Origin of the sequence: Mesorhizobium sp. M0040 (assembly GCF_040323505.1) — a bacterium.
Classification (GTDB): Bacteria; Pseudomonadota; Alphaproteobacteria; order Rhizobiales; family Rhizobiaceae; genus Mesorhizobium.
Map to the genome: position 1 here is coordinate 47,728 of NZ_JAMYVA010000025.1, position 26,746 is coordinate 74,473.

Below are 26,746 nucleotides of genomic sequence, written 5' to 3' on the forward strand. Positions count from 1 at the left end.
TTGAAGCAAATGCCCAGCCGCGCGGACGCCGCGACGAGCTGGCGACGGAACACTCATCAAAGGAGAATAGCATGACCCGCAAAGCGCTCTGGCTTTCGGCGACTTCGGCGTTTCTGGCAGTTTTCACCTTGGGCGCGCATGCCGAGGATCGCGTCATCAACGTCTTCAACTGGTCGGACTATATCGACAGTTCGATCATCGACGACTTCACCAAGGAAACCGGCATCAAGGTCGTCTACGACACTTTCGATTCCAACGAGATCCTGGAAACGAAACTGCTCGCCGGCGGCAGCGGCTACGATGTCGTCGTGCCCAGCGGCAATTTCCTTGCACGCCAGATCCAGGCGGGTGTGTTCCAGAAGCTCGACAAGTCGAAACTGCCGAATATTTCAAATATGTGGGACACGGTCATGGAACGGACCGCCAAATATGATCCCGGCAACGAATATTCGATCAACTACATGTGGGGTACGGTTGGCATCGGCTACAACATCAAGAAGGTGCAGGCAGCGCTCGGCACCGACAAGATCGACAGCTGGGACGTGTTCTTCAATCCCGAAAGCCTGGCCAAATTGAAGGACTGCGGCGTCTATGTGCTGGATTCGCCGGCCGACATCATACCGGCGGCACTGAAATATCTGGGCCTCGATCCAAACAGCACGTCGCCCGATGAGATTGCCAAGGCCGACGAAACCTTGCTGAAGGTCCGGCCCTATATCCGCAAGTTCCACTCTTCCGAATACATCAACGCCCTGGCCAATGGCGACATCTGCCTGGCGGTCGGCTGGTCGGGTGACGTCTTCCAGGCCCGCAACCGCGCCGACGAAGCCAAGCAGGGCGTCGAGATCGGCTACTCCGTGCCGAAGGAAGGTGCCCAGATGTGGTTCGACCAGATGGCGATCCCGGCCGATGCGCCGCATGTCGCCGAAGCGCATGAGTTCCTGAACTACATGATGAAACCCGAAGTGATCGCCAAATCGTCGAACTATGTGCTCTATGCCAACGGCAACAAGGCTTCGCAGCAGTTCATCGACAAGGCGATCCTGGAAGATCCGGCGATCTATCCGGATGCAGCCACCTTGCAGAAGCTCTACACCGTATCGCCTTACAATCCCAAGACCCAGCGCATCATCACCCGCACCTGGACCAAGATCGTCACCGGCCAATAGCAATCTGACCAGGCCCCGGCAGCCGTTGCCGGGGCCGCTTTCTCATGGGGCAAGCAGCAGGACGGAGTGGGACATGAAATCGCTTGGCAGCATCCGCAGGGATTTTGCGCCATGGAACGATCCGAACGCCAAGCCATACATCCAGTTCGACAACGTCACCAAGAAATTCGGTGAGTTCACAGCGGTCAACAACCTGTCGCTGACCATTTTCGAACGCGAATTCTTTGCCTTGCTCGGGGCCTCAGGCTGCGGGAAATCGACACTGCTCAGGATGCTTGCCGGCTTCGAGGAGCCGACCGCCGGCCGCATCCTGCTCGACGGCCAGGATCTGCGCGGCATTCCGCCCTACCGGCGGCCGGTCAACATGATGTTCCAGTCCTACGCCTTGTTTCCGCACATGACGGTCGAGAACAACATCGCCTTCGGCCTCAAGCAGGAAGGCATGGCCAAGGCCGATATCGACAAGCGCGTCGCCGAGATGCTGAAACTGGTCAAGCTCGAGCAGTTCGCCAAGCGCAAACCGCACCAATTGTCGGGTGGCCAGCGCCAGCGCGTCGCGCTCGCGCGCTCGGTGGCCAAGCGGCCGAAAGTCCTGCTGCTCGACGAGCCGCTTGGTGCGCTGGACAAGAAGCTGCGCGAGGAAACCCAGTTCGAGCTGATGGACCTGCAGCAGAACCTCGGCCTCACCTTCGTCGTCGTCACCCATGATCAGGAAGAGGCGATGACGATGGCCGACCGCATCGCCATCATCGACAAGGGCGAGGTGATGCAGGTGGCGACGCCGGCCGAGGTCTACGAGGCGCCGGGTTCCCGCTTCGTCGCCGGCTTCGTCGGCAATGTGAATATGTTCGACGGCAAGATCGCGGCTGGCGAGGCCGGCAGCGCGAGCATCGATGCCGGCAACGGCATCACCATCCGGACCGAAAATGCCGGCAGTGCCGCCGCCGGAACATCCGTCACCTTCGCCATCAGGCCGGAGAAGATCAAGGTGTCCTCCACGAAACCGGCCGGTGCCGTCAACGCCATCGAGGGCGAGGTCTACGACATAGCCTATCTCGGCGACATGACCGTCTATCACGTCAGGCTGGACGACGGTCAGGTGGTGCGGGCGAGCACCATGAACGCGGCACGCCTCACCGAGGACCCATTGACCTGGAACGACCGCGCCTGGGTTTCTTTCCGCCCCGACGCCGGCGTCGTCCTGACACGGTAGGGACTGATCATGTCCGCTGTCACCGCCGCAACAAGCTCTCCGGCAAGCGCTGCCGGCAAATCCACCTTGGTCAGGCTGGGAGCGGCCTTCGTTAGCCGGCTCGTCATCATCGTCCCCTACCTCTGGCTGCTGTTCTTCTTTCTCGTGCCTTTCATCATCGTCTTCAAGATTTCGCTGTCGCAGACGGCGATCGCCATGCCGCCCTACACGCCGGTGCTTGATTTCCGCAGCGGCGTTTCCGGGTTTATTTCAGAATTCGGCGCACTGAATTTCGACAACTATACCTGGCTGACGCAGGACGCGCTGTATTTCAATGCCTATGTGACGAGCGTCATCGTCGCCGCCATCTCGACGGTCCTGACATTGCTGGTTGGCTATCCCATAGCCTATGGCATGGCGCGCGCCCCGGCGACGATTCGCCCGACCTTGCTGATGCTGGTGATCCTGCCGTTCTGGACCTCGTTCCTGATCCGTGTCTACGCCTGGATTGGCATCCTCAAGCCCGAGGGCCTGCTCAACCAGCTGCTGCTCGCCACCGGCATCATCAGCCAGCCGCTGATCATCCTCAACACCTATACAGCGATCTTCATCGGCATCGTTTACTCCTATCTGCCGTTCATGGTGCTGCCGCTCTATTCGTCCTTGGAGAAAATGGACCATACGCTGATCGAGGCCGCCAAGGATCTCGGCTGTCCGCCGACCAGCGCCTTCTGGAAGATCACCTTTCCGCTGTCGCTGCCCGGCGTCATCGCCGGCTGCCTGCTGGTGTTCATTCCAGCCGTAGGCGAGTTCGTCATTCCCGACCTGCTCGGCGGCTCGCAGACGCTGATGATCGGCAGGACGCTGTGGAACGAGTTCTTCGCCAACCGCGACTGGCCGGTGTCGTCCGCCGTTGCCGTCATCTTGCTGCTGCTGCTGATCGTGCCGATCGTGCTCTTCCAGCGAGCCCAGGCGCGCGCCCAGGAGCAGGACCAATGAACGCGACCTGGAGCCGCTTCAACATCATTTCGATCGTGCTCGGCTTTGCCTTTCTTTACCTGCCGATCGTCCTGCTCGTTGTGTTCTCTTTCAACGAATCGAAGCTGGTCACCGTCTGGGGTGGCTTCTCGACGAAGTGGTACGTGTCGCTGTTCCACAACCGGGGTCTGATGGACGCCACCTGGGTGACGGCCCGCGTCGGCGTCATCTCGGCAAGCGTGGCGACCGTGCTTGGCACGCTGGCGGCGCTCACCTTGACACGCTACACGCGCTTTCGCGGCCGGCTTCTGTTTTCCGGCATGGTGTTTGCGCCGCTGGTCATGCCGGAAGTCATCACCGGCCTGTCGCTGCTGCTGCTCTTCGTCGCCGTCGGCCTCGACCGCGGCTTTCTGACGGTGACGCTTGCCCACACCACGCTAACCATGTGCTTCGTTGCGGTGGTGGTTCAGTCGCGCCTGATCACTTTCGATCGTTCGCTGGAAGAGGCCGCGATGGACCTCGGTGCGCCACCGGTGAAGACCTTCTTCCAGATCACGCTGCCGGTTATCATGCCGGCTATCGTCTCCGGCTGGATGCTGGCCTTCACGCTGTCGCTCGATGATTTGGTTATTGCCAGCTTCACCTCGGGACCCGGCGCCACGACGCTGCCGATGAAGATCTACAGCCAGGTCCGCCTTGGCGTGACGCCGGAAATCAACGCAGCCTGCACCATCTTGATCGCGGTCGTCGCAGTTGGCGTGATCATCGCTTCGCTCGCCAACAAACGCCGCGAGGTGCAGCGCCAGCGCGACGAGCAGGCCGCGCAGCGAGGTTGAAGGCTCGCTACTCTCCCGAAACGCCACGGCTTATCGGCGAGATGAACGGCGTGCTCCACGTGCCGCCGACGAAGAACGACGACTGCTTGGGCGGCTGGCCGTTCGTCTGCGTGGCAGCTTGGCTCGGCTGGACGATGCCGCCGGACAGCGCCAGCCCGCGTCCGGCATAGGATGCGATGCCGGAAAGCCAGATCTTGTATTGCGCGGAATTCACCTCGGCCTTGTCGATGCGCGCCACGCCGTTCGAAATGCTCGCCTTGAGCTCGGCCCCGTCGATCGGCAGCGTTCCGTCCGAGACGTCGTCCAGCGCGAAGAATCCGCCCTGTTCGGTGTGCTTGAGGAACGCCGGCAGGTTAAGCCGGCTCAGCGCACCCGCGCCGAACGTCGCGGACAGCGAGCCATTGGCGTTTTCGAAAATCGAGTCCCAGGTTCTGCCAGGCCCCTTGAGGATGACCGAAACGGTTCCAGTGCCGATCGGCACCAGCCGCGTCATCCCGGCCGCGGTGCCGAAAGCGCCGCCGTCGATATCGGAAGCAAGCAGCCGGATCTCGACTTCCGTGCCGGCGGGCTTGCGGTCGAAACGGACGCTGCTCTGGACGTTGCCGCCAAAGGCGGATGCATCCGAGATGTCGAAGGCGGCAAGGCCGTTCTTGACCTGGGCAGTGGCAGCGACGTCGGCAAGCTGGATGGCGCCGGCGGTGGCATGCGCCGCCGACAGCCTGAGATCGAGATTGATCCGGTCGGCGAAGCTTGTGTCGATTTCGCCCGGGCCGGTGCCGCCGGCGGATGGTACCGGCGTAAAGGCGGAGAGAAATGATCTGAGGTCGAGCGTATCGAAGGCAAGTGTGCCGGAGATCACCGGCAGTGCCTCACCATAGGTGAAGTCCAGCGCACCCATTCCCGGGTTGTTGTCGAGGGTCAGGGCCGTGTTTTCAAATTTGACGCGCCCGGCCGTCGCCGTGATCTTGCTTGAAACCGAGATCGAGCCGATTGCGGCACCGGGCGCGATGCCGGCCTGCGACCATTCGAGCACGCGTCGGAGCGAAGGTGCGGCGAATTTTGCCTGGCCGTCGAAATAGCCGTTCTCCGACATGCTGGCGCGGCCGTCGAACGAAAAACTGGCCGGTGCCGCCTTGAAGGAAAATGTAGCCGGTGCTGTGCCGCCACCAAACAGCACGAGCGGGTTCGGCGATGCGGCGTCGATGGCAACACTTTCGCCGCGCCATATCCCGGTCGCCGACAGCGTCGCATTGCTGTTCATCGCGGCCCAGTTCGCCTGGCCGCTCAGACTGCTCAATATCTCCTGGTCCTTGCCGCCGATGGCAGCCACTACGCGGCCGTCCCTGAACTCGACTGTGCCGAACGGATCTGTCGGCAGCTTGCCGAGATCCGGCTTGGCGGGATTTGTGTTGATCACCGCGCGGGCAGCATCGATCGAACGCGTAATGCGCCCGCCGCTGGGAATCGCAGGCAGGAAAAACCCGCTCGCGGTACGCTGAACCCGGATCGTCGGTCGTACCAGCCGCGCCGTCGAAAACATCACATCGCCACGCAGCGCCGCCATCGCCGAGAGGTCGACCTCGACCCGTTCGGCCTCGACCACGGGCGGCGCATCCGTCTCCGTCCATTGCGACAGCGTCACGTCGCTCAGGATCGCCCGGAAATTCGGCCAGACCTCGATGCGCGGCGCGCCGTCGATGGTGACCCGGAAACCGCTCCACGCGCTCATTTCCCACGCGATACGGTCGCGTACGATGCGGGTCGAGGCGATCAACGGCAAGGCTGCGACAACCAGCGCGATGACGATGACGGCTGCGCCGATCGCCCATATACCGCGTCGGATCAAAGGTGATGGCATATCGCCCCGTATGCTTCCATTCCGACAAAATCGCCCGACGGGTGTAACCGACGGCTGACGCATTTCAAGTCTTTATGGCCCGGCGATGGCATTTGCGCACACCCTGACCGGCGCGGTCCAACAAAATCTTGCTCTGCTGCATCGCGATATGCATAAGCGATGCCAATGCATGTCGCCCAAAAGTGCGCAGCGGTTTTGGGATAAACGACATGCATAAAGACAAAAGTTTAAAGCGCGTCGCGTGAATCTCTTCAAACGTGACGTGCTTTAAGGAGGAACAATGATGGCTGACGACGCACCGCTCTGGATCCCGACGCAAGAGCAGATCGACGCAGCGCCGATGACCGCCTTCATGAACGCCGCGGCGAGCATAGCCGGCGAGGCTTTCTCCTCCTATACCGACCTGCATCGCTGGTCGATCGATCACCGCGAGACCTTCTGGAGCCTGGTCTGGGACTTTTGTGGCATCGTCGGCGACAAGGGCGAACGCGTGCTGGTCGATGGCGACAAGATGCCCGGCGCGACCTTCTTTCCTGAGGCGAAGCTGAACTTCGCCGAGAATCTCCTCAAGAAAACCGGGCTTGGTGACGCAATCGTCTTTCGCGGCGAGGACAAGGTCGAGCGGCGGCTGTCCTGGAACGAGCTGCATGCGCTGACCTCGCGGCTGCAGCAGCTTTTCCTGTCGCTCAAGGTGAAGAAGGGCGACCGCATCGCCGCGATGATGCCCAACATGCCGGAGACCGTTGCTGCGATGCTGGCGGCCGCGTCGATCGGCGCGGTCTGGTCGTCCTGCTCCCCAGATTTCGGCGAGCAGGGGGTTCTCGACCGGTTCGGCCAGATCGAGCCTGTCGTGTTCATCGCGCCGGACGGCTACTGGTACAATGGCAAGGCGATCGAAGTCGCCGACAAGATCGCGGCCGTGGCGGGCAAGCTCGCCACCGTCCGCAAAGTCCTCATTGTCGACTATCTCGGCACCTCGCTCGACGTCGCCGCGACCATCGGCAAGGCGGCCGCGCTGGAAGAGGCGCTGTCACCCTTTGCCGCCAGGTCTGTCAGCTGCGAGAGGCTGCCGTTTTCGCATCCGCTGTACATCCTGTTTTCGTCGGGCACGACCGGCATCCCCAAATGCATCGTCCATTCGGCCGGCGGAACGCTGATCCAGCACGTCAAGGAAGAACGGCTGCATGCCGGCCTGCTCGACGGCGACCGCTTCTTCTACTTCACCACCTGCGGCTGGATGATGTGGAACTGGCTGGTGTCGGGCCTGGCATCGGGCGCCACCTTGCTGCTCTACGACGGCTCGCCGTTCTACCCGGACGGCAATGCGCTGTTCGACTTCGCCGATGCCGAAAAGATGACCTATTTCGGCACCTCGGCCAAATTCATCGATTCCGTGCGCAAGGCCGGCCTGAAGCCGATCCGCACGCATGATCTTTCCAGCGTGCGCACCATCTCATCGACCGGCTCGCCGCTATCGCCGGAAGATTTCCGCTTCGTCTATGAAGGCATCAAGAAGGACGTGCATCTGGCTTCGATTTCCGGCGGCACCGATATCGTCTCCTGCTTCGTGCTCGGCGTGCCGATCGAACCGGTATGGACCGGCGAGATCCAAGGGCCCGGGCTCGGCCTTGCCGTCGATGTCTGGGACGATGACGGCCGCCCGCTCCGCCAGGAGAAGGGCGAGCTCGTCTGCACCAAGGCGTTTCCGGCGATGCCGATCGGCTTCTGGAACGACCCTGACGGCAGGAAATACAAAGCCGCCTATTTCGAACGTTTCGACGATGTCTGGTGCCACGGCGATTTCGCCGAATGGACCGTCCATGGCGGCCTGATCATCCATGGCCGTTCCGACGCCACGCTCAATCCGGGCGGTGTCAGGATCGGCACGGCGGAGATCTACAATCAGGTCGAGCAGATGCCGGAAATCCTCGAAGCGCTGTGCATCGGCCAGGATTTCGACAATGACGTGCGCGTCGTACTGTTCGTGCGGCTGGCGGCCGGCGTTGAGCTCGATGCCGAGCTGGAAAAACGCATCCGCGCGAAAATCCGCACCGGGGCGAGCCCGCGCCACGTGCCGGCCAAGATCGTCGCCGTCAGCGATATTCCGCGAACCAAATCGGGCAAGATCACCGAGCTCGCGGTACGCGACATGGTGCACGGCCGCGCCATCAAGAACAAGGAAGCGCTCGCCAATCCCGAAGCGCTCGAGCTGTTCCGCAACCTGCCGCAGCTTGCCGACTGACCCACGGGATCCAAGGTGGGAGCCGTTTTGAGGTCTCAGGTATCGTTAACAAATTATCTCTTCGGAATTTACCTAGATTTCATGAGTGGTACACATTGGTAAATTTTCCAGCGTGCCGGTAAGGATTTGTTAAGGCCCCGGCATCAATAGTCGTGCGTAACTTGAGGGAGAAATCCCGTTCCTCTTAGCCCCGAGAGGATCTGATTCGCTCAAGCCCCGTTGTGACAGCAATTCCAATTTCTCAAGGCGTCCTGTTGGACGCCTTTTTTCTTTGCGCAACCATAGCTAACCGGCGAGCACGCGGGTCGAGGGAAAGGCGACTTCGACCAGGGTTCCCTCGCCGGGCGTCGAGTTGATGGTGAACCGGGCCCGGTTCGCTTCGACCATCGCCTTGGTCAGCGGCAGCCCAAGACCCGTGCCGTCGCCACGGCCGCGCTTCAGCGCATTGATCTGCTTGAACGGCTTCAGCGCCTGCTCGATCTCGGACTGGCTCATGCCGATACCGGTATCGCGCACGCGCATGACGACATCGCCGGAGATCTCGTAAGCCGTCGACACGATCACCTGGCCGCCAGCCTGCGTGTAGCGGACGGCGTTCGACAGGATGTTGAGCGCGATCTGCCGCACGCTGCGCAGATCGGCCACCACTTCCGGCAGCCGCGAGGCGAAGCTGGAGCGGATGATGACGCGTTCCCGGTTGGCTTGCGGCTGCATCATCGCCACGGTTTCGGCCAGCGTGTCGTTAAGCGACACCGCCTCGTAGGCCATCTCCTGCTGGCCGGCCTCGATTTTCGAAATGTCGAGCAGGTCGTTGACCAGATCGAGCACGTGGTTGCCCGAACGGTTGATGTCGCGCAGATAGTCGCGATAGCGGTCATTGGCCACCGGCCCGAATTTCTCGTCGACCATCAGCTCGGAAAAGCCGATTATGGCGTTGAGCGGCGTGCGGATCTCGTGGCTGATGCGGGCCAGAAAATCGGTCTTCTGCGACGAGGCGCGTTCGGCGACCGCGCGCGCCTGGGTCAAGTCCTCTTCGGCCCGCTTCCACTGGGTGATATCGCGCACCACCGCACAGAAGCCGCTGTCGTTGGGCAGCCTGCCGATGGTCATGAACAGCGGAATGAAACGCCCCTGCGCCTCGCGCCCGATCACCTCGCGGCCATCGTTCATCACGCTTGCAACGCCGGGCTCCGACAACCCCTCGAGATAGTCACGCGCCGCGCGCTGGCTTTCGATCGCAAACAGCGAGACGAACGGTTTGCCGGTCACCTCGTCGCTGTCGAAGCCGAACAGCGCTTCCGCCGGACGGCTAATTGAACGGATCGTTCCGTTACGGCCGATCAGCACGACGCCGTCGGTGGCGGTGTCGATGATAGTGCGCATTTCGGCAATGCGTGCCTTGAGCTCGGAAACATCCGGCTGCGTTTGGTCTTCGGCGGCGCCATGTGGAATGGCTGCTGCCTCGTCGTCGCCGGAACGGCGTACGACCAGCATCAGCGCCTTGCCGTTTCCCCAGGGGACGGAGCGTAAAATCGCGTCGATCGGAAACTCCTGACCGTCGCGCGTTTTCAGCCGCAGAGCGCGGTCGCCGCCGTCCGAACTGCCGTCGTCGGCATAAGGGTCGGCAAACAGCGCGCCGAGCCCGCCGGCCTCGTCCAGGGCATTGAGCGTCGCATAGCCGGTCAAGCCGAGGAATTCGTCGTTCGCGTAATGCAGCTGGTCGCCGGAATGGATAAGCACCGGCACTGGCAGCTTGCCGAGGATCGAGGTATCCGGCCCCTTGTTGTCCTCTCCGGCAAACGCCGACGGCACGAAGCCGTCGAGTTTGAGCGGTGGTGCCTGCGGCCGCGCGATGGGCGGCACCTGGCCGGCAACGTCGGCTGCGGCTGCGCTGTCCTCGGACCAATCCTCGCTGTCCTCGGCGTCACGGAAATCTTCGGCCGTCATGCTGTCGTCGTCGCCATCCCGCGGCGCTTCGGCAACGATCGTTCGACGGTTCGTGCTGGGCTCAATGCCTTCCTGCGCTTCGTCGCTGGGTTCGCGGTCGGCATAGTCGAGCAGCGATCCGGAAACAGGGCGTGTGACGGGTTCGCCGGCTTGCGCCTCTGCTTCCGCCTCATCGGGCTGCTCGCCGTCGAGCCGGGCAAGATCCTTCTGGTCTTCGGCATCGGCCTCGAGCGGTTCGGCGGCAGCCGCCTCGATTTCCGGACCTTGTGCCGGCATCTCACCCTTGTCCGTCGGGCCGGCTTCTTTCAGCTTTGGCTCGTCGGCCTTGCCGGCTGCCTCGACTTTCTCAACCGGCTTCTGCTTTCCGGCGCTGGGCTGTTCTTCGGCCGGGGTGCTGTCCTTCTTGAGACGCTCGCCAATCTCGCGAAACGCGCTGCGTTCCAGCGTCGACAGGCCCTTGTCGTTGGCCGGCTGCCGGTGCTCGGCCAGCCGGATCACCTTGTCGGCAAAGCGCCGCTCGGGTTTTGGCACGATGGTCAATGCCGGCACTTCGCCCCTGAACGGATCGGCGGGTTTAGGTGTCTCGGGGAGAGGTTCGACGGCTTTCGGCCCGATGGTCGCGGCAGGTTTCTCCTCGGCGACAAGGGCCATGCCGACGGCATCCGGATCGACCACCGCATCGCCGCTCCTGGCCACGCCGAAACCGCGAAAACCTTCGAAAACGCGGCTGCGGCTGTAAACCGGGAGCGCCGCCAGGTCGACGGGTATCTTCAGATCGGTGCCGGCGACCGGCCACAGCACGGAGCGGCCGGACCAGGTGTCGCGCCGTTCGAGCAGGCCGGCAATCTCGCCAGAAGCATCGAGGCCATAGGCGGCCGAAACATCCTCGAAGCGGCGGCCGATCACGTCGGCGGCAGGCTTGCCGACGAGCTCGGCAAATTCCGGCGAAAGGGCGCTGAAATGGCCCTCCGCGTCGGTACGCCAGACGAAACGCATGGGCGCGGCGGTGCGATCGATCGCCGAAGCGCGGTGTTCGGCCGGCGAGGCGGCTTTGGTGGCTTTTGCGGCGCTTTCCGGCGAAGTATCCGCGCCGGCCTGCGAAGCGTCCGGGCTGGTCTCGACTTTGCCGGACGCAGCTGCCCCGGGCGGGACCTGCGCGTCGTCGCCGGCATTGAAGTACCAATGGTCATGCTGCGTCGGCGTTTCGCCAGCCGTGCGGTGATCGCCGGCCGCGTCGGCAGGTTCGTGCTCCGCCGATGCCGAGGTGCCTTGCATCGCTGCAAGGTCGATCTCCGCCGCGCCGGTGCTGGCGATCGGCTGCTCGTTGTCCTGATCCGTTGGCTGGGGAAGATCGCCACCTCTCAGTGCCGCTGCCGCCTCGGTTTCCCCGCCGGCGCGCTCGCCATCGGGGGCCTCGCCGTCAAGCCGGTCCTCGTCGATCACCACCAGCAGGTGCCGCTCTTCCGTCAGCCGGGCAAGGCCCGCGGGATAGGAGCTGGACCCACCCGGAACTAGGCGCTTGACGATGCGGTCGCTCTCGTTCGCCACGTCGGCGACAAGCGCGGCCAGCGTCTCAGGCCGGATGCCGAGCGCCGAAAAGCCGTCCGATGCGGCGTCGATATTGCCCTTGGCATCGACAAAGGCGATGTAGTGGCCGTCTTCCGTAAAGCCACCGATGGCGCGGTCGGCGATCTCGGCGGCGCTTCGCGAGCCGGTCTGCGCCGCCGGCAGCGCCAGCATGATTGCTTCCTCGCCATCGGGCATGGTCACCGCGCTGGCCAGGAAGCCGACGGCGCGGCTGGTCAGGCCAGTCGCCAGCCGGACCGTGATGGCACGGTCGCGGCCGATCTGCGGAAAACCGCTGGTTGCCATGATCTGGCGCCTGGCGATCAGCGGCAAACCTGCCGAGGCGCCGATGATCGCGCCGATGTCGGGATAGCCGAATACCGCTGCGCCGGGGCCGTTGGCCCAGATCACCTGCTCGAGATCTGCCGACAGAATAGCGATCGCGTCGCCTGCGGCGAAGCGCAGGCGGACCGCGTCGAGCACGGCGACATCGAGGAAGGAGTAGTTTTCAGCCGGCATGCGCTTGGCGACCCTCACAGAGCGGGCAATTTGCGGTTAACGCTTTGTTAATAAAAGCCGACGGCGCGAAGGTCCACAAGTCATAGCGTGCAACCAGCGGAATCTCTAGGCGCGTGGTTAACGCCGCGAACCAAATATTTTATGGTGCGATGCAACAAACATGTTGCAATGCACAAAATTTGCCTTTATATTGCCATGATAGATGAACGAGACGGCATTTTGTCAAAGCCGCTGCCGCTGAAAAGGATGGAAAATGTCCAGGACCAAGACCGCTGAAACGATCGAAAACGTTGAATTCCCGAGCTTCGACGCTTCGAAGGCCACCGACCAGATCCGTGCCTTCGCCGAAAAGGGCGTTGAGCAGTCGAAAGAGGCCTATGCCAAGCTGAAGACCGGCGCCGAGGAGACCCAGAAGGCTCTGGAGTCGACCTACGAGACCGCCAAGTCCGTTTCCAGCGACCTGTCGCTCAAGACCATCGCCGCCCTGCGCGCTAATGCCGAAGCCGGCTTCTCGCATTTCGAAGCGCTGATCGGCGCCAAGTCGCTGTCGGAAGTCGTCGAGTTGCAGACCGCTTTCCTGCGCAAGCGCGTCGAAATGACCGTCGAGCAGGCTAAGGACTTCCAGGCGGTTGCTGCCAAGGCGGCCGAGGACGTATCCAAGCCGATCAAGACCGCCTTCGAGAAGGCCGTGAAAGAAATCAAGATCGCCTAATATTTGCGCACAGTTTGACGATGCATCAAAAGGTCGCATTTCGTCAGACAAATAGATGTGCGATATAGTGGTTTAAGTGAATACCCGGCGGGTGGAACCTCCTCCCTCTGCTCACCGGGGTGACCAGCCAGCACCTCCTCCCGCTGGCTTGTAACAGGAAAAGGCCGGCACCTCCTCCCGCCGGCCTTTTCTTTTGTCCGGCGGAAAATGACGCGATGCCGGAGCGAGCTTTTGCCTTGCCAAAAGCCTTGAATTAAACTCCGATAGCCCGTATGGACGCATCGCCGAACGACAGAGCGGGTCCCGAACGTTTCATCTCGATCCCGCTCAGGCAAACGTGCCGTTGTAGCTCAGATGGTTAGAGCGCCGGATTGTGGATCCGGAGGTCGCTGGTTCGATCCCAGCCAACGGTACCATTAGCTTTTCAGAATCAATATTTTGCCAGACAGGGCAAGGACGCTGAATTACCCTTCCATGTTGCAAAGCGCATCGGGCATTCCAGCGTCACAATGACGGCCGACATCTATGGACATCTCTTCCCAAAGGGTGATGATAGCGGGCAGATCGCAGCGGCAGAGCGCGCGCTATTGGGCTGAGCTGGGCAGCACCAAATGTCGAAAGAAAAGCAAACTGAGTTGAGCCTGCAACAAAGAATTGAACTCCAATTCCAAGAGGACTTCCGCGTCGATCCACGGCGAGCGTACGAGAAATACGGGCTCACTGCATCCCTGAAACGTGGGGTCGGCGTCTGTTTTGTTCTGCTGTTAGGGTTTGTCATCTGGATAGCCCTCCACCACTGAACGCGACATGAAGGCAAAAAGATCAGCATTCCAATCGCTGTATCCGGATTGTGGATCCGGAGGTCGCTGGTTCGATCCCAGCCAACGGTACCATTCAGCTTTCAGCCAGGTTTCTGACCAATAGCGCCGAGCGTTCACTACGATCCCGTAGCGCTCACCCACGGTCCCGCGCCTGACGCGCGCCGCGCAGGTGATCCACGAGGGCTCTCAGCTTCGGCGCGATATTGCGTCGGCTTGGGAAATAGAGATAGAAACCCGCAAACGGCGGAAAATAGCCGTCGAGGATTGGCACGAGCTCGCCGAGGTCGAGCCAGGGGCGGAATGTATCGGCCATGCCGAACGTGATTCCGGCGCCTGCAACGGCCAGCCGGATCATCAGCCACATGTCGTTGGTAGTGATCTCGGGCGCAACCGCCACGTCGAACTCGCGCCCGTCCTCGCCGAACTCCCAGCGATAGGGCGAAACTCCCGGCGCCGGCCGCCAGCCGATACAGCGATGAGCCACAAGCTCACGCGGATGCGCGGGTGCTCCGAATTGTTCGAGATAGCGCGGGGCGCAGACGGCCATCTGTCGCAGATCGCCCGATACCGGCACGGCAATCATGTCCTGCTCGATCACTTCGCCGAGCCTCACTCCCGCATCATAGCCTTCGGCAACGATGTCGAATTCCTCGTCGGTGACCACAATATCCAGATGCACCTCGGGAAATCTTTCTGCAAAGGACGCCAGCAACGGTCCTGACAGAAAGGCCTCGGCGATCGACGAAGCCGCGATCCGCAGGCGGCCGCGCGGGCGGTCCAGCAACTCCGTGGTGGCTTCGATTGCCGCGTTCACGTCGGCGATCGCCGGTGCGACGCTCGCCAGCAGGCGCTCGCCCGCTTCGGTCAGGTTGACGCTGCGTGTCGTGCGCTGCAGCAATGCGATGCCGAGGCGCTGTTCAAGCCTGAGGATGCTCTGGCTGACCGCTGAGCGCGTCACGCCCAGACGGTCTGCCGCAGCGCGAAAATTGCGTTCCTCGGCCACGGTGACGAAGACGGCAATTGCATTGAGATCGATGTCCATTGGTTAGTCAAACTTACCATCGAGGTTAACGGCGGGCGGGTTATCGCGACAATGCCATGGCTCTATCTCTGTCGCAACGGCAAGAAAGGCTTGATCCCCCGATCCAAGTCGATGCCGGCTGACCAAGGAGATACCCCATGACGCCACTGCCTTCCTCCTGGGACCTGGATGGAAAGGTCGCTCTCGTGACCGGCGCGGCACGCGGAATCGGTCGCTGCACGGCGGAGCTGCTGCGTGCGCGCGGGGCCCGGATCGTGGCAAGCGATCTCAGCGACACCGTACGCGAATTGGAAGCCGAGGACGTGGCAACCTTAGTCGGCGATATCGCCGACGAGGATCTGGCCAGACGCTCGGTCGAACTCGCCGCGAAGCGCTTCGGACGACTCGATATCGTCGTGAACAACGCCGGCCGCACGCTCAACAAACGTCTGACTGAGACCTCGGTCGACGACTACGACCGCATTCTGCAGATCAATGCGCGCGGCAGCTTCGTCACTGCCCGTGCTGCTGTGGAACTGATGGCCGCCGGCGGTGGCGGCGCGATCGTCAATGTCTCATCGATCTCGGCGGTTGCGGCCTTCGAGACGCAGGCGGCCTATGCCTCCTCCAAGGCGGCTGTCGCACAGCTGACCAAGGTGATCGCGATCGAATACGGGCGCATGGGCATTCGCTGCAACGCCGTTGCCCCTGGCGTGATCGAAACCGACATCATGGAAGGTGTGGTGGAGAATGGCCGGGAGATGCTGCGCAGCTTCGGCGGCGCGCATCCAATCGGCCGGATCGGCCAGCCGCAAGAAGTTGCCGAGGCCATCGCCTTTCTTGCCTCGCCGGCGTCCAGCTTCATCACCGGGGCCTTGCTTCTGGTCGATGGCGGCTACACCGCCCAATGAAAATTGCAGCAAGTCGCAGTGGCGCCAATAGGCCTGACCCTTCCTTCAACTCCAATCCTTGCGGAGGAACCAATGACGCACCAAGATCATCCCTATGTCGGAATGTGGGTCACCGAGGATCGCCATATCAGGCACGAACTCCTGCCGAACGGCCGTTATGACGAAGCGCGCGGTGACCGCGAGAGCGCCTATCGGGGACGCTATGAAGTGCAGGGCAGCCACATAGAATACTGGGACGATACGGGCTTCACCGCGGATGGTGAGTTCGTCGAAGGCGTCCTCTATCATGCCGGCATGATCCTTTACCGCCAGCGGTAGAGAGCCGCCCTAGACAAGCACTTCAGGGTTTCCACAAGACGCTATTGCATGCCTTGCATGAGGCGCTCGGCAGCTTGCACTGCAAGACCCGTCACACCACATATCTCCCAGCAAGCGCGGCGGAAAGAAGCAGGACCGCGAGCAGAGTCGACATTGCAAATGGTTGTCACTATATAGCGGCGGCTTTGACGGCTCGCCTCTTACATGGTGCCGGCGAGAGCGCGGTAAATGTGCTAGTCATTGCGACATCTATTGTGATCTAAAACGGCTTGAAAATCGAAAAAAAGCAAATAGAAACAATAGCGCGGGTCGAACGAGTTTCGTCGAGAGAATCAGTCCTCAAGAACTAGAACGTGCTCCTTGAACCCTCCATTCCCTTCAGCTCTGTGGACCTCGGACAAGTTCGGCTTGCCGGGCGAAGCCGACTCGGCTCGAATGGCAGCACGCATCTTTTCGAAGATGCCGACGTTTATGATTACCAACCGGCATAGCCGCTAGGGAAACAGCAGTATGAGTGAACACGCGATCGAGTTCTTGCGCGGGTGGATCGGCGAAAAAGTCCACTGCCAGCCCTCGCCAGCCAGAATCGAGAAGCAGGCCGAGACCCTCGCCAGGGAATGTGCGGCCAAGGCTGCCGAAGCCGGCATACCCCTGGAGGATATCCAGGAAGAGGTCGGCGACATTCAGGAGCTCATTGCTTCGAGGCTCGAAGAGGCGGCCGAGGCCGATCAGGACGAGCGGAATTCCAACAAGCCTGCCGGCTGACGGACCGCCTCCGGCAAAACCTGCCGGGCGACCGTTGCCTGTCTGATGCAGTTGCGCGGTCTTATCGCGGCGCAGCTTTGCCAAATCTCTCCTCGAGCCATGCTTCCGGCAACGCCGGCACGAAATTGCCGTCGCGCCCGGTCATGTCTTCATTGGCGACCAGAGCATTGAGGATCGCTTCTTCCACGCTCTGAACAACGGCGTCGAAGAACGGGTTGATGTCGGCATCCGGTATATAGCCGGCGCTCACCAGCTTGCCGGCCGCGCCGCGCGCCGCATCGGCATTGGCCGTGCTGAAGGCCAGAAAAATATCGCCGGACGAATTGTATCCATAGCCGCCGGTCAGCGCGACGCCGAGCGGCACGCGTTTCGCCAGCCGTTTCAACTGGTGCGGCATGAATGGCGCATCGGTGGCGACGATCGCGATGATCGAGCTCTTTTCCGCTCGCGGCGTGTTGTCCCGGGTCGCCGGTTCGGCGAGTTCCGCTCCGGCTCTGATGCCACGGATCACGAGGTTTCGCCGTGCACCGAAATTCGACTGGACGAAGCAGCCGATCGTGAAACGCTCTCCATTCCAGTCGACGCTGCGCGAGGATGTGCCGGACCCTGCCTTGAAGCCGAAGGTGATCATGCCTGTGCCGCCGCCGACGCTGCCCTCTTCGATCGGCCCGCTATCAGCCGTTTCGAGCGCGGAAAACACGTGCTCGAAGCTCATATGGTGGCCGTTGATATCGTTCAGGAAGCCGTCATAAGTCTCGCCCGCCACCGGCAGCGCCCAGGCGCTGTCGAGCGATTGCGGCAGCACCGTCTGCATCCAGCGCAGCGTTGCGTCGCGGCTGACGCCGCAGGAATGCGTGTTGGTGATGGTGATGGGAAGATTGAACGCTCCGAGTTCCTCTATCAGATGCGAGCCGGTCAGTTCGCCATTGCCATTGGCGCTGAACACGCCGGCGAACGCCGGGACGGCCAACTCGCCTCTGGGCCGTGGCAGGATCGCGGTCACGCCGGTGCGTACCGGACCCTTGCCGACGACGAGCGGCCCGTCCCCTGAGATCAGCGTGGTATAGCCGACCGTCACGCCGGGCACATCGGTGATGGCATTGATGCGGCCTGGCGTGCCCTCGAATGGGATCGCGAAGGCACGGGCGCGCAGTTTGCCCGAGGGCGTCGCAAGATGCGGGTCGGTCATTTCTTCCTCAGAAAAGCGCCTTGGTCTTCCTCAGAAAAGCGAACCTTGGCCGCCCGGCGCCTTGAGCTTGGCCGCGGGCTTGGCAACCGTCTTCGGCCGCGCCGTGCCACTGATGGCGACTGCATCGGCGGTGCCGTCGGCGAACTCCAGCGAAAGCGCCATTCCCGACACCACTTCCGCCGCATGCTTGACCACCGCGCCGTCCGCATCCTTGACCAGCGCGAAGCCTCGCGCCAGCACGGCCTTGTGCGAGAGCGTCGCCAGCAGCCGGTCTGCCTGCGTCAGTTTTCCACGCAGGCGGTCCAGCCGTCTTGAAATCGCCTGGTCCTGCCGCCGTGTCAGTGCCAGCAGTGCATCGCCTTGCAGTTTCTGCCGTCTTGCGATCGGCGCCGGTGACAGTCTGGTCGCCGTGCGCGAAAACCGCGCCCGACGCTCGCGCACGATGGCGAAGAAAGCCGCTTGCGCACGGGCGAGGTCGCGGCGGGTCAGAGTGCGGGCTTCGTTCATGCGCCGCGACAAAGTCGCCGGCGTCAGCCGCTGCCCCAGAAGCCTGGCTCGCTTGCGCTCGACGCTGACCGACAGCGCCCGGCCGAGCCGGCTCGTCGCCTCGTCGAAGCGCCGCCGCGGCAGCGCCAGCAACTGGTCGGGCGAGGGCAGCGCACGGGCGGCCGCGCGTGCCGCCTGCCGCTTGCGTTCGAAATTGCGCGACAGTGCGGTCTTCAACCGCGCGCCAAGGCCGGCAAGCGTCGCTTCGAGGTCGACCTTGACCGGCACGGCGATCTCGGCGGCGCCTGTCGGCGTCGGCGCCCGCACATCCGCCGCCAGATCGATCAATGTCCAGTCGGTCTCGTGGCCGACCGCGGAAATCACCGGAATGCCCGAAGCGGCGACGGCCCGGGCAAGCGCTTCGTCGTTGAACCCCCACAGATCCTCCAGGCTGCCGCCGCCGCGCGCCACGATCAACAGATCGGGCCGCGCGATGGCGCCGTCCCATGGCAGTGCGTTGAAGCCGTTGACGGCAGCGGTCACTTCCGCACCCGCCGTCTCGCCCTGCACCCGCACCGGCCAGACCAGCACGTGCAGCGGAAACCGGTCCTTGATGCGGTGGATGATGTCGCGGATGACGGCGCCTGTCGGCGAGGTGACGACGCCGATGACGCACGGCATGAACGGCAGCCTGCGCTTGCGCGCCGCGTCGAACAGGCCTTCGGCCTGCAGCCGGCGCTTGCGCTCGTCCAGCAGCGCCATCAGCGCACCGGCACCGGCCGGCTCGAGATTGTCGATAACGATCTGGTAGTTCGACTTTCCGGGATAGGTGGTGAGCCGGCCGGTGGCGATCACCTCCATGCCTTCCTCTGGACGGAATTTCAGCCGGCTCATCGTGGTCTTCCACACCACGGCGTCGAGCCGCGCGCGATCGTCCTTCAGGCAGAAATAGGCATGGCCGGAGGAATGCGGTCCGCGATAGCCGGAAATCTCGCCGCGCACCCGTACATTGCCGAAGACGTCCTCGACCGTACGCTTCAGCGCGCCGGAAATCTCGCTCACCGTATATTCGGTGGCGTTGGTGCGTGATTCGGATGCTGCGTCGCTCATCGGCCGATTGGGGGACGATTGCTGGCCGGCGTCAAGGCGGCCGTGTTCGATGTCCGCCCCAATCGCGCGATCACCAGCCCGGCAGGATCTGGTTCGGCTTGGTCCGCTTCATCTTGGCGAAGGCGAGGGCGGCGAAATCGAACGTGCCGGTCTCCTCGCCGAGTGGCACGGAAATATTGTCGAGGCTCTCCGAAATGTGGCGCGCAAGCGCGTCGACGATCTCCGGCCGCGAGGTCTGACCGCGCATGATGCCGATGCGGCAATCGGGCAGGGCGCCGAAACCGTCGGCCTCGCCCAGCACCCGCATGCCGGGCCGCAGCGCGCATTCCGGCAGCACCGAGATCGCCAGACCGGAAAGCACCGCGGCGGCGATGACGGTGGCAGAGAAGCTGGTGAACAGGATGCGATAGTCGCGGCTCTGCTGATCGAGCACGTCGGCGGCGGCCCGCCGCCAGATGCAGTTCGGCCGGCCGAAGGCCATCGGCAGGATCGGCTGCTCATGCGTCGCATGGTTGGCCGAGGTAACCCACAGCAGCGGTTCGCGCCGCACCACTTCCGACTGGCCGCGCGCGTCGTTGTGCGTCACCAGCGCCAGGTCGAGATTGCCGCGCTTGATGTGTTCGACCAGTCCCGGCGTCGGTTCGCAGATAACGGTCAGTTCGACATGCGGGTTGGAACGGGCAAACCGCGCCATGATCTCTGGCAGGAAGCGATCGGCATAATCGTCCGGCGTGCCGATGCGGATGGTGCCTTCGAGCCGGCGGTCGTCGAAGGCGGCCAGTGTTTCCTTGTTGAGATAGAGCAGCCGCCTTGCGTAGGAGAGCAGTCTGTCGCCTTCCTCGGTCAGCCTGTTGGTGCGGCCGTCCTTTTCGAACAGCGGCTTGCCGATCCGTTCCTCCAGCCGCCGCATCTGCATCGACACCGCAGACTGGGTGCGATGCACCGCTTCCGCCGCGCGGGTAAAGCTGCCGGTGTCGACAATCGAGATGAAGGTCTGCAACTGATCGAGATCGAGCGGCGCTTTCATTGGCCCAATCCATCATTGATGCTGATGCTAAAGATTAGAAACATTCGTTGGATTAATCAATCGGGCCATGGCAAATTCCGATTGTCCACATGAAGGCATGTGAATCGAAGCCGGAACGGCCGCTGTCGCCAGCGCCCGATCGACCGGTTTCGCCCGTTCGAATGTGAAGGAGACCGACATGGCTACGTTTGATTTCGCTACCGAGACCTCGCGCATCACCTCGCGTCCGGCCGTTGCGACGCGCGTGGCCAATGCCGCTGCCAATGTTTACCGCGCCTGGAGAAACCGCCGCGCCTTTTATCGCCTCGGCGAGATGTCGGATGCCGAGCTCGCCGACATCGGCCTGACCCGCGCCGACCTGCACGTCGCTGTCGGTGAACCCTTTGGCCGCGATCCGACAGAAAGGCTTCGCGTCATCGCGGTCGAGCGCGCCGAAACGATCGAGGATATTGCCCGCAAGGTGGTGTGATCGCGTGGTTTCGCCGTTCGGGCGCGTTGAACCTTTTTGAGGCACGACGCCACTAAGTTACGCAGGCTCCCCACTCCCTGCCGGATCCCCCCGGCCAGCCTGCGCGCTGCCCGGTCCTCCCAGGACCGGGCTTTCTTTTTTGGGCGGCACTGATGATTGATTGCCGGTGTCTGGTCTACCGCCGGCCCATGCCCTGCTTGAACTGGGCGAAGATCGACTCCATGCCTTTCTGGTAGTCGTCGCGCTGCTGGGCGCCTGTCTCGAACATCTTGCCGAACAGGTCGTCAAACGGATTTCTCGGCCTGCCGCTCGGATTGGCCTGCGGCTGCGGCGCCTGGGGTTGCTGCGGCGCCTGACGCGGCTGAGACTGTTGTGCGCCACCGCCGAACATGTCCTGCAGCACCTTGCCGAGCGGATTGTCACCATAAGGGTTCTGTGTCTGCTGGGGTTGGTTCTGCGGCTGCTGTGGCTGTGGTGCACCGCCGCCGAACATATCCTGCAGCACCTTGCCGAGCGGATTGTCACCATAAGGGTTCTGTGTCTGCTGCGGCTGGCTTTGTGGCTGCTGCCCGCCGCCGAACATGTCCTGCAACACCTTGCCCAGCGGGTTGTCGCCGTAAGGGCTCTGCGTCTGTTGCGGCTGCTGCCCGCCGAACATATCCTGCAGCACCTTGCCGAGCGGGTTATCCGTGGGGCCTGCAGGCTGAGGGGTCGGTGCCTGGCTGCCGCCGCCAGCCTGCCGCATCATCTGCTCGATGAGCTCGCCAAGCGGATTGCCGCCACCGCCTGCCGCATGCATCTGCCCGCCTAGCTGGTCGGTGGTCTGCTTGAATAGCCCGCCCATCATCATCGAGGCGATTGCCGGCAGCATCTGCTGCAGGACCTGCTGGCTGACGCCGCTCGCCTGCGCGGCCTGGCTGGCGACGGCCCGCGACAGGTCCTTCGAGCCGAACAAATGGCCGAGAATGCCCTTGCCTTCATCGAGGCCCTGCGGCGAGAAGGCCCGGCTTGCATCCTCGAAATATTTGGCGTGCTGGCCGCTGGCCATCGCCGTCATGAAGGAGCCGAGCCCATAAGGGTCCGCCGTGTTGCGCTTCAGCCCCTGCGAAAAGGCCGGCAGCAGCGCCGCGACCGCCGCCTGCGTCTGCTGCTGCGAAAGCCCGAACTGCTGGGCCAGCGCCTGCATGCCGTTGCCGTTCTGGGCCTGTGCCAGAATATCGAACAAGGAAGGCATTGTTTTCTCCTCCGGGAAAATCCTCGTTGGAGAAGCCTAATTCGTTTCCATCACTGATTGAAGCGAATTTGCCGGACCATCGGCCAAGCGGATAGCGAAGCGTTAATACGCGTATTCCATGAACACCGGCTCGATCGAGCCGCCCCAGCGTGTGTGGTAGGCCGAGAGCATCTCTTCGGCGCTGGTGGTGCCACGCGCGACGACCTCGTCCAGCGTGTTGAGGAACGAGGTCTCGTCATAGCCGTCGCGGTTCTTGCGGCCGCGGTTCTTCAGTCCCATGCGCGAGATGACGAGCACGTCGCGGGCTATCTCGCGCAGTGTCGTGTTGCGGAAGGGCGCCGAAATGCCCTGTTCGGGCACCGCGTTGCGCATCGCCAGCACCTCGTCATAACTCCAGCTCGAGGTCAGCGCCTCGGCCGCGTCGAGCGCAGCCGCATCATAGAGCAGCCCGACCCAGAAGGCCGGCAGCGCGCAGATGCGCCGCCACGGCCCGCCATCGGCGCCGCGCATTTCGAGAAAGCGCTTCAACCGCACGTCCGGGAACAGCGTCGACAGATGGTTCGCCCAGTCGCCCATCGTCGGGAGCCCGTCCGGCAGTTCGTTGCGGGCGGCGCCCGCCATGAACTGGCGGAAGGTGATGTGCGTCATGTCATGGTACTGGCCGTCGCGGATGACGAAATACATCGGCACGTCGAGCGCCCATTCGACATAATCGGCAAAGCCGAAATCGGGCGAGAAGCAGAATTCGAGCAGGCCGGAGCGCTGATTGTCGGTGTCGCGCCAGATCTCGCCGCGCCAGCTCTGCAAGCCGTTCGGCCGGCTTTCGGTGAAGGGCGAGTTGGCAAACAGCGCCGTCGACAGCGGCTGCAATTTCAGCGACACTTGCATCTTGCGGCGCATGTCGGCTTCGCTTTCGAAGTCGAGGTTCACCTGGATCGTGCAGGTCCGGTACATCATGTCGAGACCTTTGGTGCCGACCTTGGGCATGTAGCGGGTCATGATCTCGTAGCGCGATTTCGGCATCTTCGGCGTCTCGGCCAGCGACCATTTCGGGCTGCCGCCAAGGCCGAGAAAACGAATGCCCATCGGTTCGGCGATCTCGCGCACCTGCGCCAGATGCGCATTGCCTTCGCGGCAGGTCTGGTGGATCGTCTCCAGCGGCGCGCCGGACAGTTCGAACTGGCCGCCGGGCTCCAGCGAGATCGCGCCTTGGCCGGTCGGCTCGACCAGTCCGATGATGCGGCCGGCATCCATGATCGGGTCCCAGCCGAGTTTGTCCTGCATGCCTTCGAGGATGGCGCGGATGCCGCGCTCGCCGCCGTAGGGCACCGGGGCATTGCCGTCAACATAGAACGGGAATTTCTCGTGCTCGGTGCCGATGCGCCATTTGTCGCGCGGCTTGTTGCCTTCGGCCAGGTGCTCGACGAGTTCGTCGACGCCTTCGATCGGCCGGAAATCGGTAGTATCGCGCGCCATAATAGCCCTCCGCACATGGCCCCGAAAACCGGCTTCGATTTTCGGAAAGGATCATGTGCCCAATCAATATGTTACAGCGTCCTTTGCGCGCCCGAAAGGACGCGCGGCCACTGCCGGCGCTAGATGGACGAAATGTCAGTAGCCGATCAAGCGAAAAATCCTGAGCCAGAGGGTAACTGGAATTGATCACCAATCCCCGATTGTCGCCTGGATCAGCGCCAGTGCCGCTACGGCCGCCGTGTCCGCCCGCAGGATGCGCGGCCCAAGCGGAATGGCGGTAACGAAGGGCAGGGCTCTCAGCATCCTGCGCTCCTCGTCGGAAAAGCCGCCCTCCGGCCCGACCAGCAGGCCGAGCTTGTTCTCCCGCACCGCCTGCAATGCCGGCAGGGGACTGTTGGTCGATGCATCCTCGTCGCAGAAGATCAGCCGCCGCTCACGGTCCCAGTTGCTGAGCAGGCGCTCGAATTTTTCCGCTTCGCGCAGCTCCGGCACCGCCAATATGCCGCATTGTTCGGCCGCCTCGACGACATTGGCGCGCAGGCGCTCGATGGCGGGCTTTGCCACCTGCGTATGCTGGGTGATGACCGGCTGCAGGATGCCAGCGCCCATCTCGACCGCCTTTTGCACGAGGTAGTCGAGCCGCCCCTGCTTCAGCGGCGCGAAACAGTAGACGAGATCGGGCAACGGCGGCTGCGGCCGCTGCAATGCCAGCAACTTCAGGCGCAACGCCTTCTTCGATTTTGCCGCGATCGCCGCCGACCATTCGCCGTCGCGGCCGTTGAAGACCAGAATTTCGGCGCCTTCGCCGAGCCGCAGCACGTGCGAGAGATAATGGCTCTGCTGCGGGCCGATGTCGAACTCGATGTCCGGTCCAAGCCCGTCCGGCACGAACAGCCGCTGCATCTTGTAATTGGCGCGCATCGCCGAGGAATGCGGCAACGTCACCCTCGGCGTCAAGCCTCGGCGGAAGGATGCCAGACAGGCTCGTAGCCTTTCTGCAGCACCGAAACAGTTGTCGCTGGCGTGAGCAGGCGGATTGGACTGTCGGTAAAACCGCCGAACCCCACCGGTTCGCCATAACCGCCGAAACTCCAGGGCAGCGCGGCGCCGTCAAACAGGACGTACGCCCTGTTTCCTGACGAGATCATCGTGCCGTCCGGCAAGTCCGCAAGCGCTTCCGGTTCCAGTCTCGGCGCCCGCCCGCCCGATGCCACGCGCTCCTTGTGCAGGCGCTTGTCGAGTTGCGGCGCGCGTGGCTCGGCAATGCCGAAGGCGTCGCCGAAACGCCGGACAAAATCCCTGGCCCGCTCGCGCCGGCAGAAGAAGCAGGGCCGGTGCCCGGCGGCAAGTGCCGTCACCTCGTCGAGGAAAAACAGTTCGGTCCAGCCGGCCTTGCCGCCAGCCCGGTTGCGCCCCATCGGCTCGCGCCGCACGTTATGGAATTCGCAGACGCAGATGATCCAGGCTTGCAGCGCCCAGCGCTTCTTCAACAGCGTTCTCGTCTCGGGGTCGTGAATGATGCCGCGATTGCCCATGAACAGGCCGCGCTCCGGCACGGCATGGATGGCGCCGAACGGGTCGACCCGGTTTTGCAGTGGCATAGGCGTTCCCTGTTGGCTGCAATGCTGGCGCCATGATATCGCTCGTTGCATCAATTTCATGTCAGCAGGTTTCGATGCGGGTCTTGGTTGTCCAGAACTTCGACAATGAGGGCCTTGGCCAGATCGGCGCGGCCCTTGTCGAGGCGGGCGTCGATATCGACCTGCGCCGTCCCTACTGCGGCGACGCGCTGCCGCAAGATAGCGGCGGGCATGACGCCATGGTAGTGCTCGGCGGCGCCCAGAATGCGCTGGACGACGAGCTCTGTCCTTATTTTCCGGGCCTGCTCGACCTGACGCGCGACTTTGCCGAGAGGGATCGCGCGGTGCTTGGTATCTGCCTCGGCAGCCAGTTGGTCGCGCGCGCCTTTGGCGGCGAGAACCAGATCGGCGGCGCGTCGGAGTTCGGCTGGCACGAGGTCGCGCTCACCGCGGCGGCGCAGGCCGATCCGGTGCTCGCCGCCTTGCCTGAAAAATTCCCGATCTTCGAATGGCACGACGACACCTTTGTCTTGCCCGAGACTGCCGTTCGGCTGGCCGGCAATGCCGTCGCCGAGAACCAGGCGTTCCGCATCGGCCGCGCCGTCTACGGCTTCCAGTTCCATTTCGAGGCCGACAGTCCGATGGTGTGCGACTGGAGTACCTCCTTCGCACCGCTGATCGCCGAGCGGCATCCTGAATGGGCGGGCCGGCTCGACGATGAAATGGCCCGCAACGGACCGCAAGCCGATGCCGCCGGCCTGGCCATCGCCCGCGCCTGGGTGGCGACGATCTGACGGCCCATATAGTCAACGTATTTGGCGACGTTGCATATTTGGCACGCGGCGGCAAATCCGCCGGGGAAAACGCGTTTCATCCTTGGCCTGTGTCTGTCCGCCAGCCTAAAAGGCGCCCGCTCTGCATCTTGCGTGCAACCGCGATGAACCTTTCCTGTGACCCGCGCGACACACCGCCGATACAGAACATGCCTAGAAGCGCGAAACCGTCAGACATTTGCGACGTATTTCGCGTTTCAACGCATTGGTAACCCGCTCGTGCATAGATGCAGAAAGCTCAACAAGAGATGACGTCCGTGAAAGCAGCCTTTTTGTCCTTTGCCATGTTGTCGGCCATCGTCTTGTGCGGCCTCGGCATTTATTCCGCCGACGCAGCCAACAACCACAATGCCGTTGACGGCTACGGCGTCACCGCCGCGCTTCGCTAGCACTACTTTGGCAGATTTTTAGCTCCGGGAGCGTTTCGAGGATTCCCAAGAGCGGTTTTGCGTGATTCATGAGAGGTCGGCTGTTGGAGGGGCCGGCC

Annotated in this window: 22 protein-coding genes and 1 tRNA gene; 13 read left to right on the forward strand and 10 right to left on the reverse strand. The window is 62.8% G+C overall.

Annotated features, from left to right (window positions below; genetic code table 11):
- Positions 1-71: 71 nt before the first annotated feature.
- The 4 genes from NKJ91_RS20880 to NKJ91_RS20895 all read left to right on the forward strand — a co-directional run bounded on the left by NKJ91_RS20880 (position 72) and on the right by NKJ91_RS20895 (position 4,175).
- Positions 72-1,169: a polyamine ABC transporter substrate-binding protein gene (locus tag NKJ91_RS20880; protein ID WP_352457082.1), complete on the forward strand. Its 1,098-nt coding sequence runs from the start codon at positions 72-74 to the stop codon at positions 1,167-1,169.
- 73 nt (positions 1,170-1,242) lie between these two features.
- The gene (locus NKJ91_RS20885) at positions 1,243-2,382 is read left to right on the forward strand and encodes an ABC transporter ATP-binding protein (protein WP_023677452.1); all 1,140 of its coding nucleotides are present in this window, start codon (positions 1,243-1,245) and stop codon (positions 2,380-2,382) included.
- Positions 2,383-2,391: 9 nt separating this feature from the next.
- Positions 2,392-3,360, forward strand: coding sequence for an ABC transporter permease subunit (locus tag NKJ91_RS20890; protein WP_352457084.1), 969 nt, complete (start codon positions 2,392-2,394; stop codon positions 3,358-3,360).
- The gene (locus NKJ91_RS20895) at positions 3,357-4,175 is read left to right on the forward strand and encodes an ABC transporter permease (protein WP_023677454.1); all 819 of its coding nucleotides are present in this window, start codon (positions 3,357-3,359) and stop codon (positions 4,173-4,175) included. The genes NKJ91_RS20890 and NKJ91_RS20895 overlap by 4 nt, the downstream gene beginning before the upstream one ends.
- 7 nt (positions 4,176-4,182) lie before the next feature.
- Here the strand turns inward: NKJ91_RS20895 and NKJ91_RS20900 are convergent, their stop codons facing one another.
- Positions 4,183-6,033 (reverse strand): AsmA family protein, encoded by a 1,851-nt coding sequence (locus NKJ91_RS20900; protein WP_352457085.1) that lies wholly within the window; start codon positions 6,031-6,033, stop codon positions 4,183-4,185.
- A gap of 283 nt (positions 6,034-6,316) precedes the next feature.
- On the opposite strand from NKJ91_RS20900, the gene NKJ91_RS20905 reads away from it, so the two are divergent.
- The gene (locus NKJ91_RS20905; protein ID WP_352457087.1) at positions 6,317-8,275 is read left to right on the forward strand and encodes an acetoacetate--CoA ligase; all 1,959 of its coding nucleotides are present in this window, start codon (positions 6,317-6,319) and stop codon (positions 8,273-8,275) included.
- 285 nt (positions 8,276-8,560) lie between these two features.
- Here NKJ91_RS20905 and NKJ91_RS20910 read toward each other — a convergent pair whose 3' ends face one another.
- Positions 8,561-12,307: a PAS domain S-box protein gene (locus NKJ91_RS20910; RefSeq protein ID WP_352457088.1), complete on the reverse strand. Its 3,747-nt coding sequence runs from the start codon at positions 12,305-12,307 to the stop codon at positions 8,561-8,563.
- Positions 12,308-12,560: 253 nt separating this feature from the next.
- Between NKJ91_RS20910 and NKJ91_RS20915 the strand changes: the two genes are divergently transcribed.
- Positions 12,561-13,019: a phasin gene (locus tag NKJ91_RS20915; RefSeq protein ID WP_254819298.1), complete on the forward strand. Its 459-nt coding sequence runs from the start codon at positions 12,561-12,563 to the stop codon at positions 13,017-13,019.
- A gap of 339 nt (positions 13,020-13,358) precedes the next feature.
- Positions 13,359-13,435, forward strand: a tRNA-His gene (locus tag NKJ91_RS20920).
- A gap of 538 nt (positions 13,436-13,973) precedes the next feature.
- Here NKJ91_RS20920 and NKJ91_RS20925 read toward each other — a convergent pair.
- Positions 13,974-14,882 (reverse strand): LysR family transcriptional regulator, encoded by a 909-nt coding sequence (locus NKJ91_RS20925; RefSeq protein WP_352457090.1) that lies wholly within the window; start codon positions 14,880-14,882, stop codon positions 13,974-13,976.
- A 137-nt stretch (positions 14,883-15,019) separates the two neighbouring features.
- On the opposite strand from NKJ91_RS20925, the gene NKJ91_RS20930 reads away from it, so the two are divergent.
- The 3 genes from NKJ91_RS20930 (at position 15,020) to NKJ91_RS20940 (ending at position 16,855) form a co-directional block, all read left to right on the forward strand.
- Entirely contained in the window at positions 15,020-15,772 is a 753-nt protein-coding gene (locus NKJ91_RS20930) for an SDR family NAD(P)-dependent oxidoreductase (RefSeq protein WP_352457091.1), read from the forward strand.
- A 27-nt stretch (positions 15,773-15,799) separates the two neighbouring features.
- Positions 15,800-16,090, forward strand: a complete 291-nt coding sequence (locus NKJ91_RS20935; RefSeq protein WP_352457099.1) for an Atu4866 domain-containing protein — start codon at positions 15,800-15,802, stop codon at positions 16,088-16,090.
- Between the two features lie 510 nt (positions 16,091-16,600).
- Positions 16,601-16,855, forward strand: a complete 255-nt coding sequence (locus tag NKJ91_RS20940) for a DUF768 domain-containing protein (protein ID WP_023677464.1) — start codon at positions 16,601-16,603, stop codon at positions 16,853-16,855.
- Positions 16,856-16,916: 61 nt separating this feature from the next.
- Here NKJ91_RS20940 and NKJ91_RS20945 read toward each other — a convergent pair whose 3' ends face one another.
- The 3 genes from NKJ91_RS20945 to NKJ91_RS20955 form a co-directional block, all read right to left on the reverse strand.
- Complete coding sequence (locus NKJ91_RS20945) at positions 16,917-18,044, reverse strand: DmpA family aminopeptidase (protein WP_352457092.1); 1,128 nt, start codon at positions 18,042-18,044, stop codon at positions 16,917-16,919.
- 30 nt (positions 18,045-18,074) lie between these two features.
- The gene (gene xseA / locus NKJ91_RS20950; protein WP_352457093.1) at positions 18,075-19,640 is read right to left on the reverse strand and encodes an exodeoxyribonuclease VII large subunit; all 1,566 of its coding nucleotides are present in this window, start codon (positions 19,638-19,640) and stop codon (positions 18,075-18,077) included.
- 70 nt (positions 19,641-19,710) lie between these two features.
- Complete coding sequence (locus tag NKJ91_RS20955) at positions 19,711-20,667, reverse strand: LysR substrate-binding domain-containing protein (RefSeq protein WP_023680469.1); 957 nt, start codon at positions 20,665-20,667, stop codon at positions 19,711-19,713.
- 178 nt (positions 20,668-20,845) lie between these two features.
- On the opposite strand from NKJ91_RS20955, the gene NKJ91_RS20960 reads away from it, so the two are divergent.
- Positions 20,846-21,136 (forward strand): DUF1127 domain-containing protein, encoded by a 291-nt coding sequence (locus NKJ91_RS20960; protein WP_352457094.1) that lies wholly within the window; start codon positions 20,846-20,848, stop codon positions 21,134-21,136.
- Positions 21,137-21,311: 175 nt separating this feature from the next.
- On the opposite strand, the gene NKJ91_RS20965 is transcribed toward NKJ91_RS20960, so the two are convergent.
- The 4 genes from NKJ91_RS20965 to NKJ91_RS20980 form a co-directional block, all read right to left on the reverse strand.
- Positions 21,312-22,370: a DUF937 domain-containing protein gene (locus tag NKJ91_RS20965; protein WP_352457095.1), complete on the reverse strand. Its 1,059-nt coding sequence runs from the start codon at positions 22,368-22,370 to the stop codon at positions 21,312-21,314.
- 102 nt (positions 22,371-22,472) lie between these two features.
- Positions 22,473-23,846, reverse strand: coding sequence for a glutamate--cysteine ligase (locus tag NKJ91_RS20970; RefSeq protein ID WP_023680466.1), 1,374 nt, complete (start codon positions 23,844-23,846; stop codon positions 22,473-22,475).
- Between the two features lie 186 nt (positions 23,847-24,032).
- Positions 24,033-24,767 (reverse strand): 16S rRNA (uracil(1498)-N(3))-methyltransferase, encoded by a 735-nt coding sequence (locus NKJ91_RS20975; protein WP_352457100.1) that lies wholly within the window; start codon positions 24,765-24,767, stop codon positions 24,033-24,035.
- A 32-nt stretch (positions 24,768-24,799) separates the two neighbouring features.
- Entirely contained in the window at positions 24,800-25,447 is a 648-nt protein-coding gene (locus NKJ91_RS20980) for a hypothetical protein (protein WP_023680464.1), read from the reverse strand.
- 74 nt (positions 25,448-25,521) lie between these two features.
- On the opposite strand from NKJ91_RS20980, the gene NKJ91_RS20985 reads away from it, so the two are divergent.
- Together NKJ91_RS20985 and NKJ91_RS20990 are read left to right on the forward strand one after the other, a co-directional pair.
- A complete protein-coding gene (locus NKJ91_RS20985) occupies positions 25,522-26,220 on the forward strand; it encodes a type 1 glutamine amidotransferase (protein WP_352457097.1) in 699 nt (232 codons plus the stop codon).
- 296 nt (positions 26,221-26,516) lie between these two features.
- Positions 26,517-26,648: a hypothetical protein gene (locus NKJ91_RS20990; RefSeq protein WP_280952144.1), complete on the forward strand. Its 132-nt coding sequence runs from the start codon at positions 26,517-26,519 to the stop codon at positions 26,646-26,648.
- Positions 26,649-26,746: the final 98 nt, after the last annotated feature.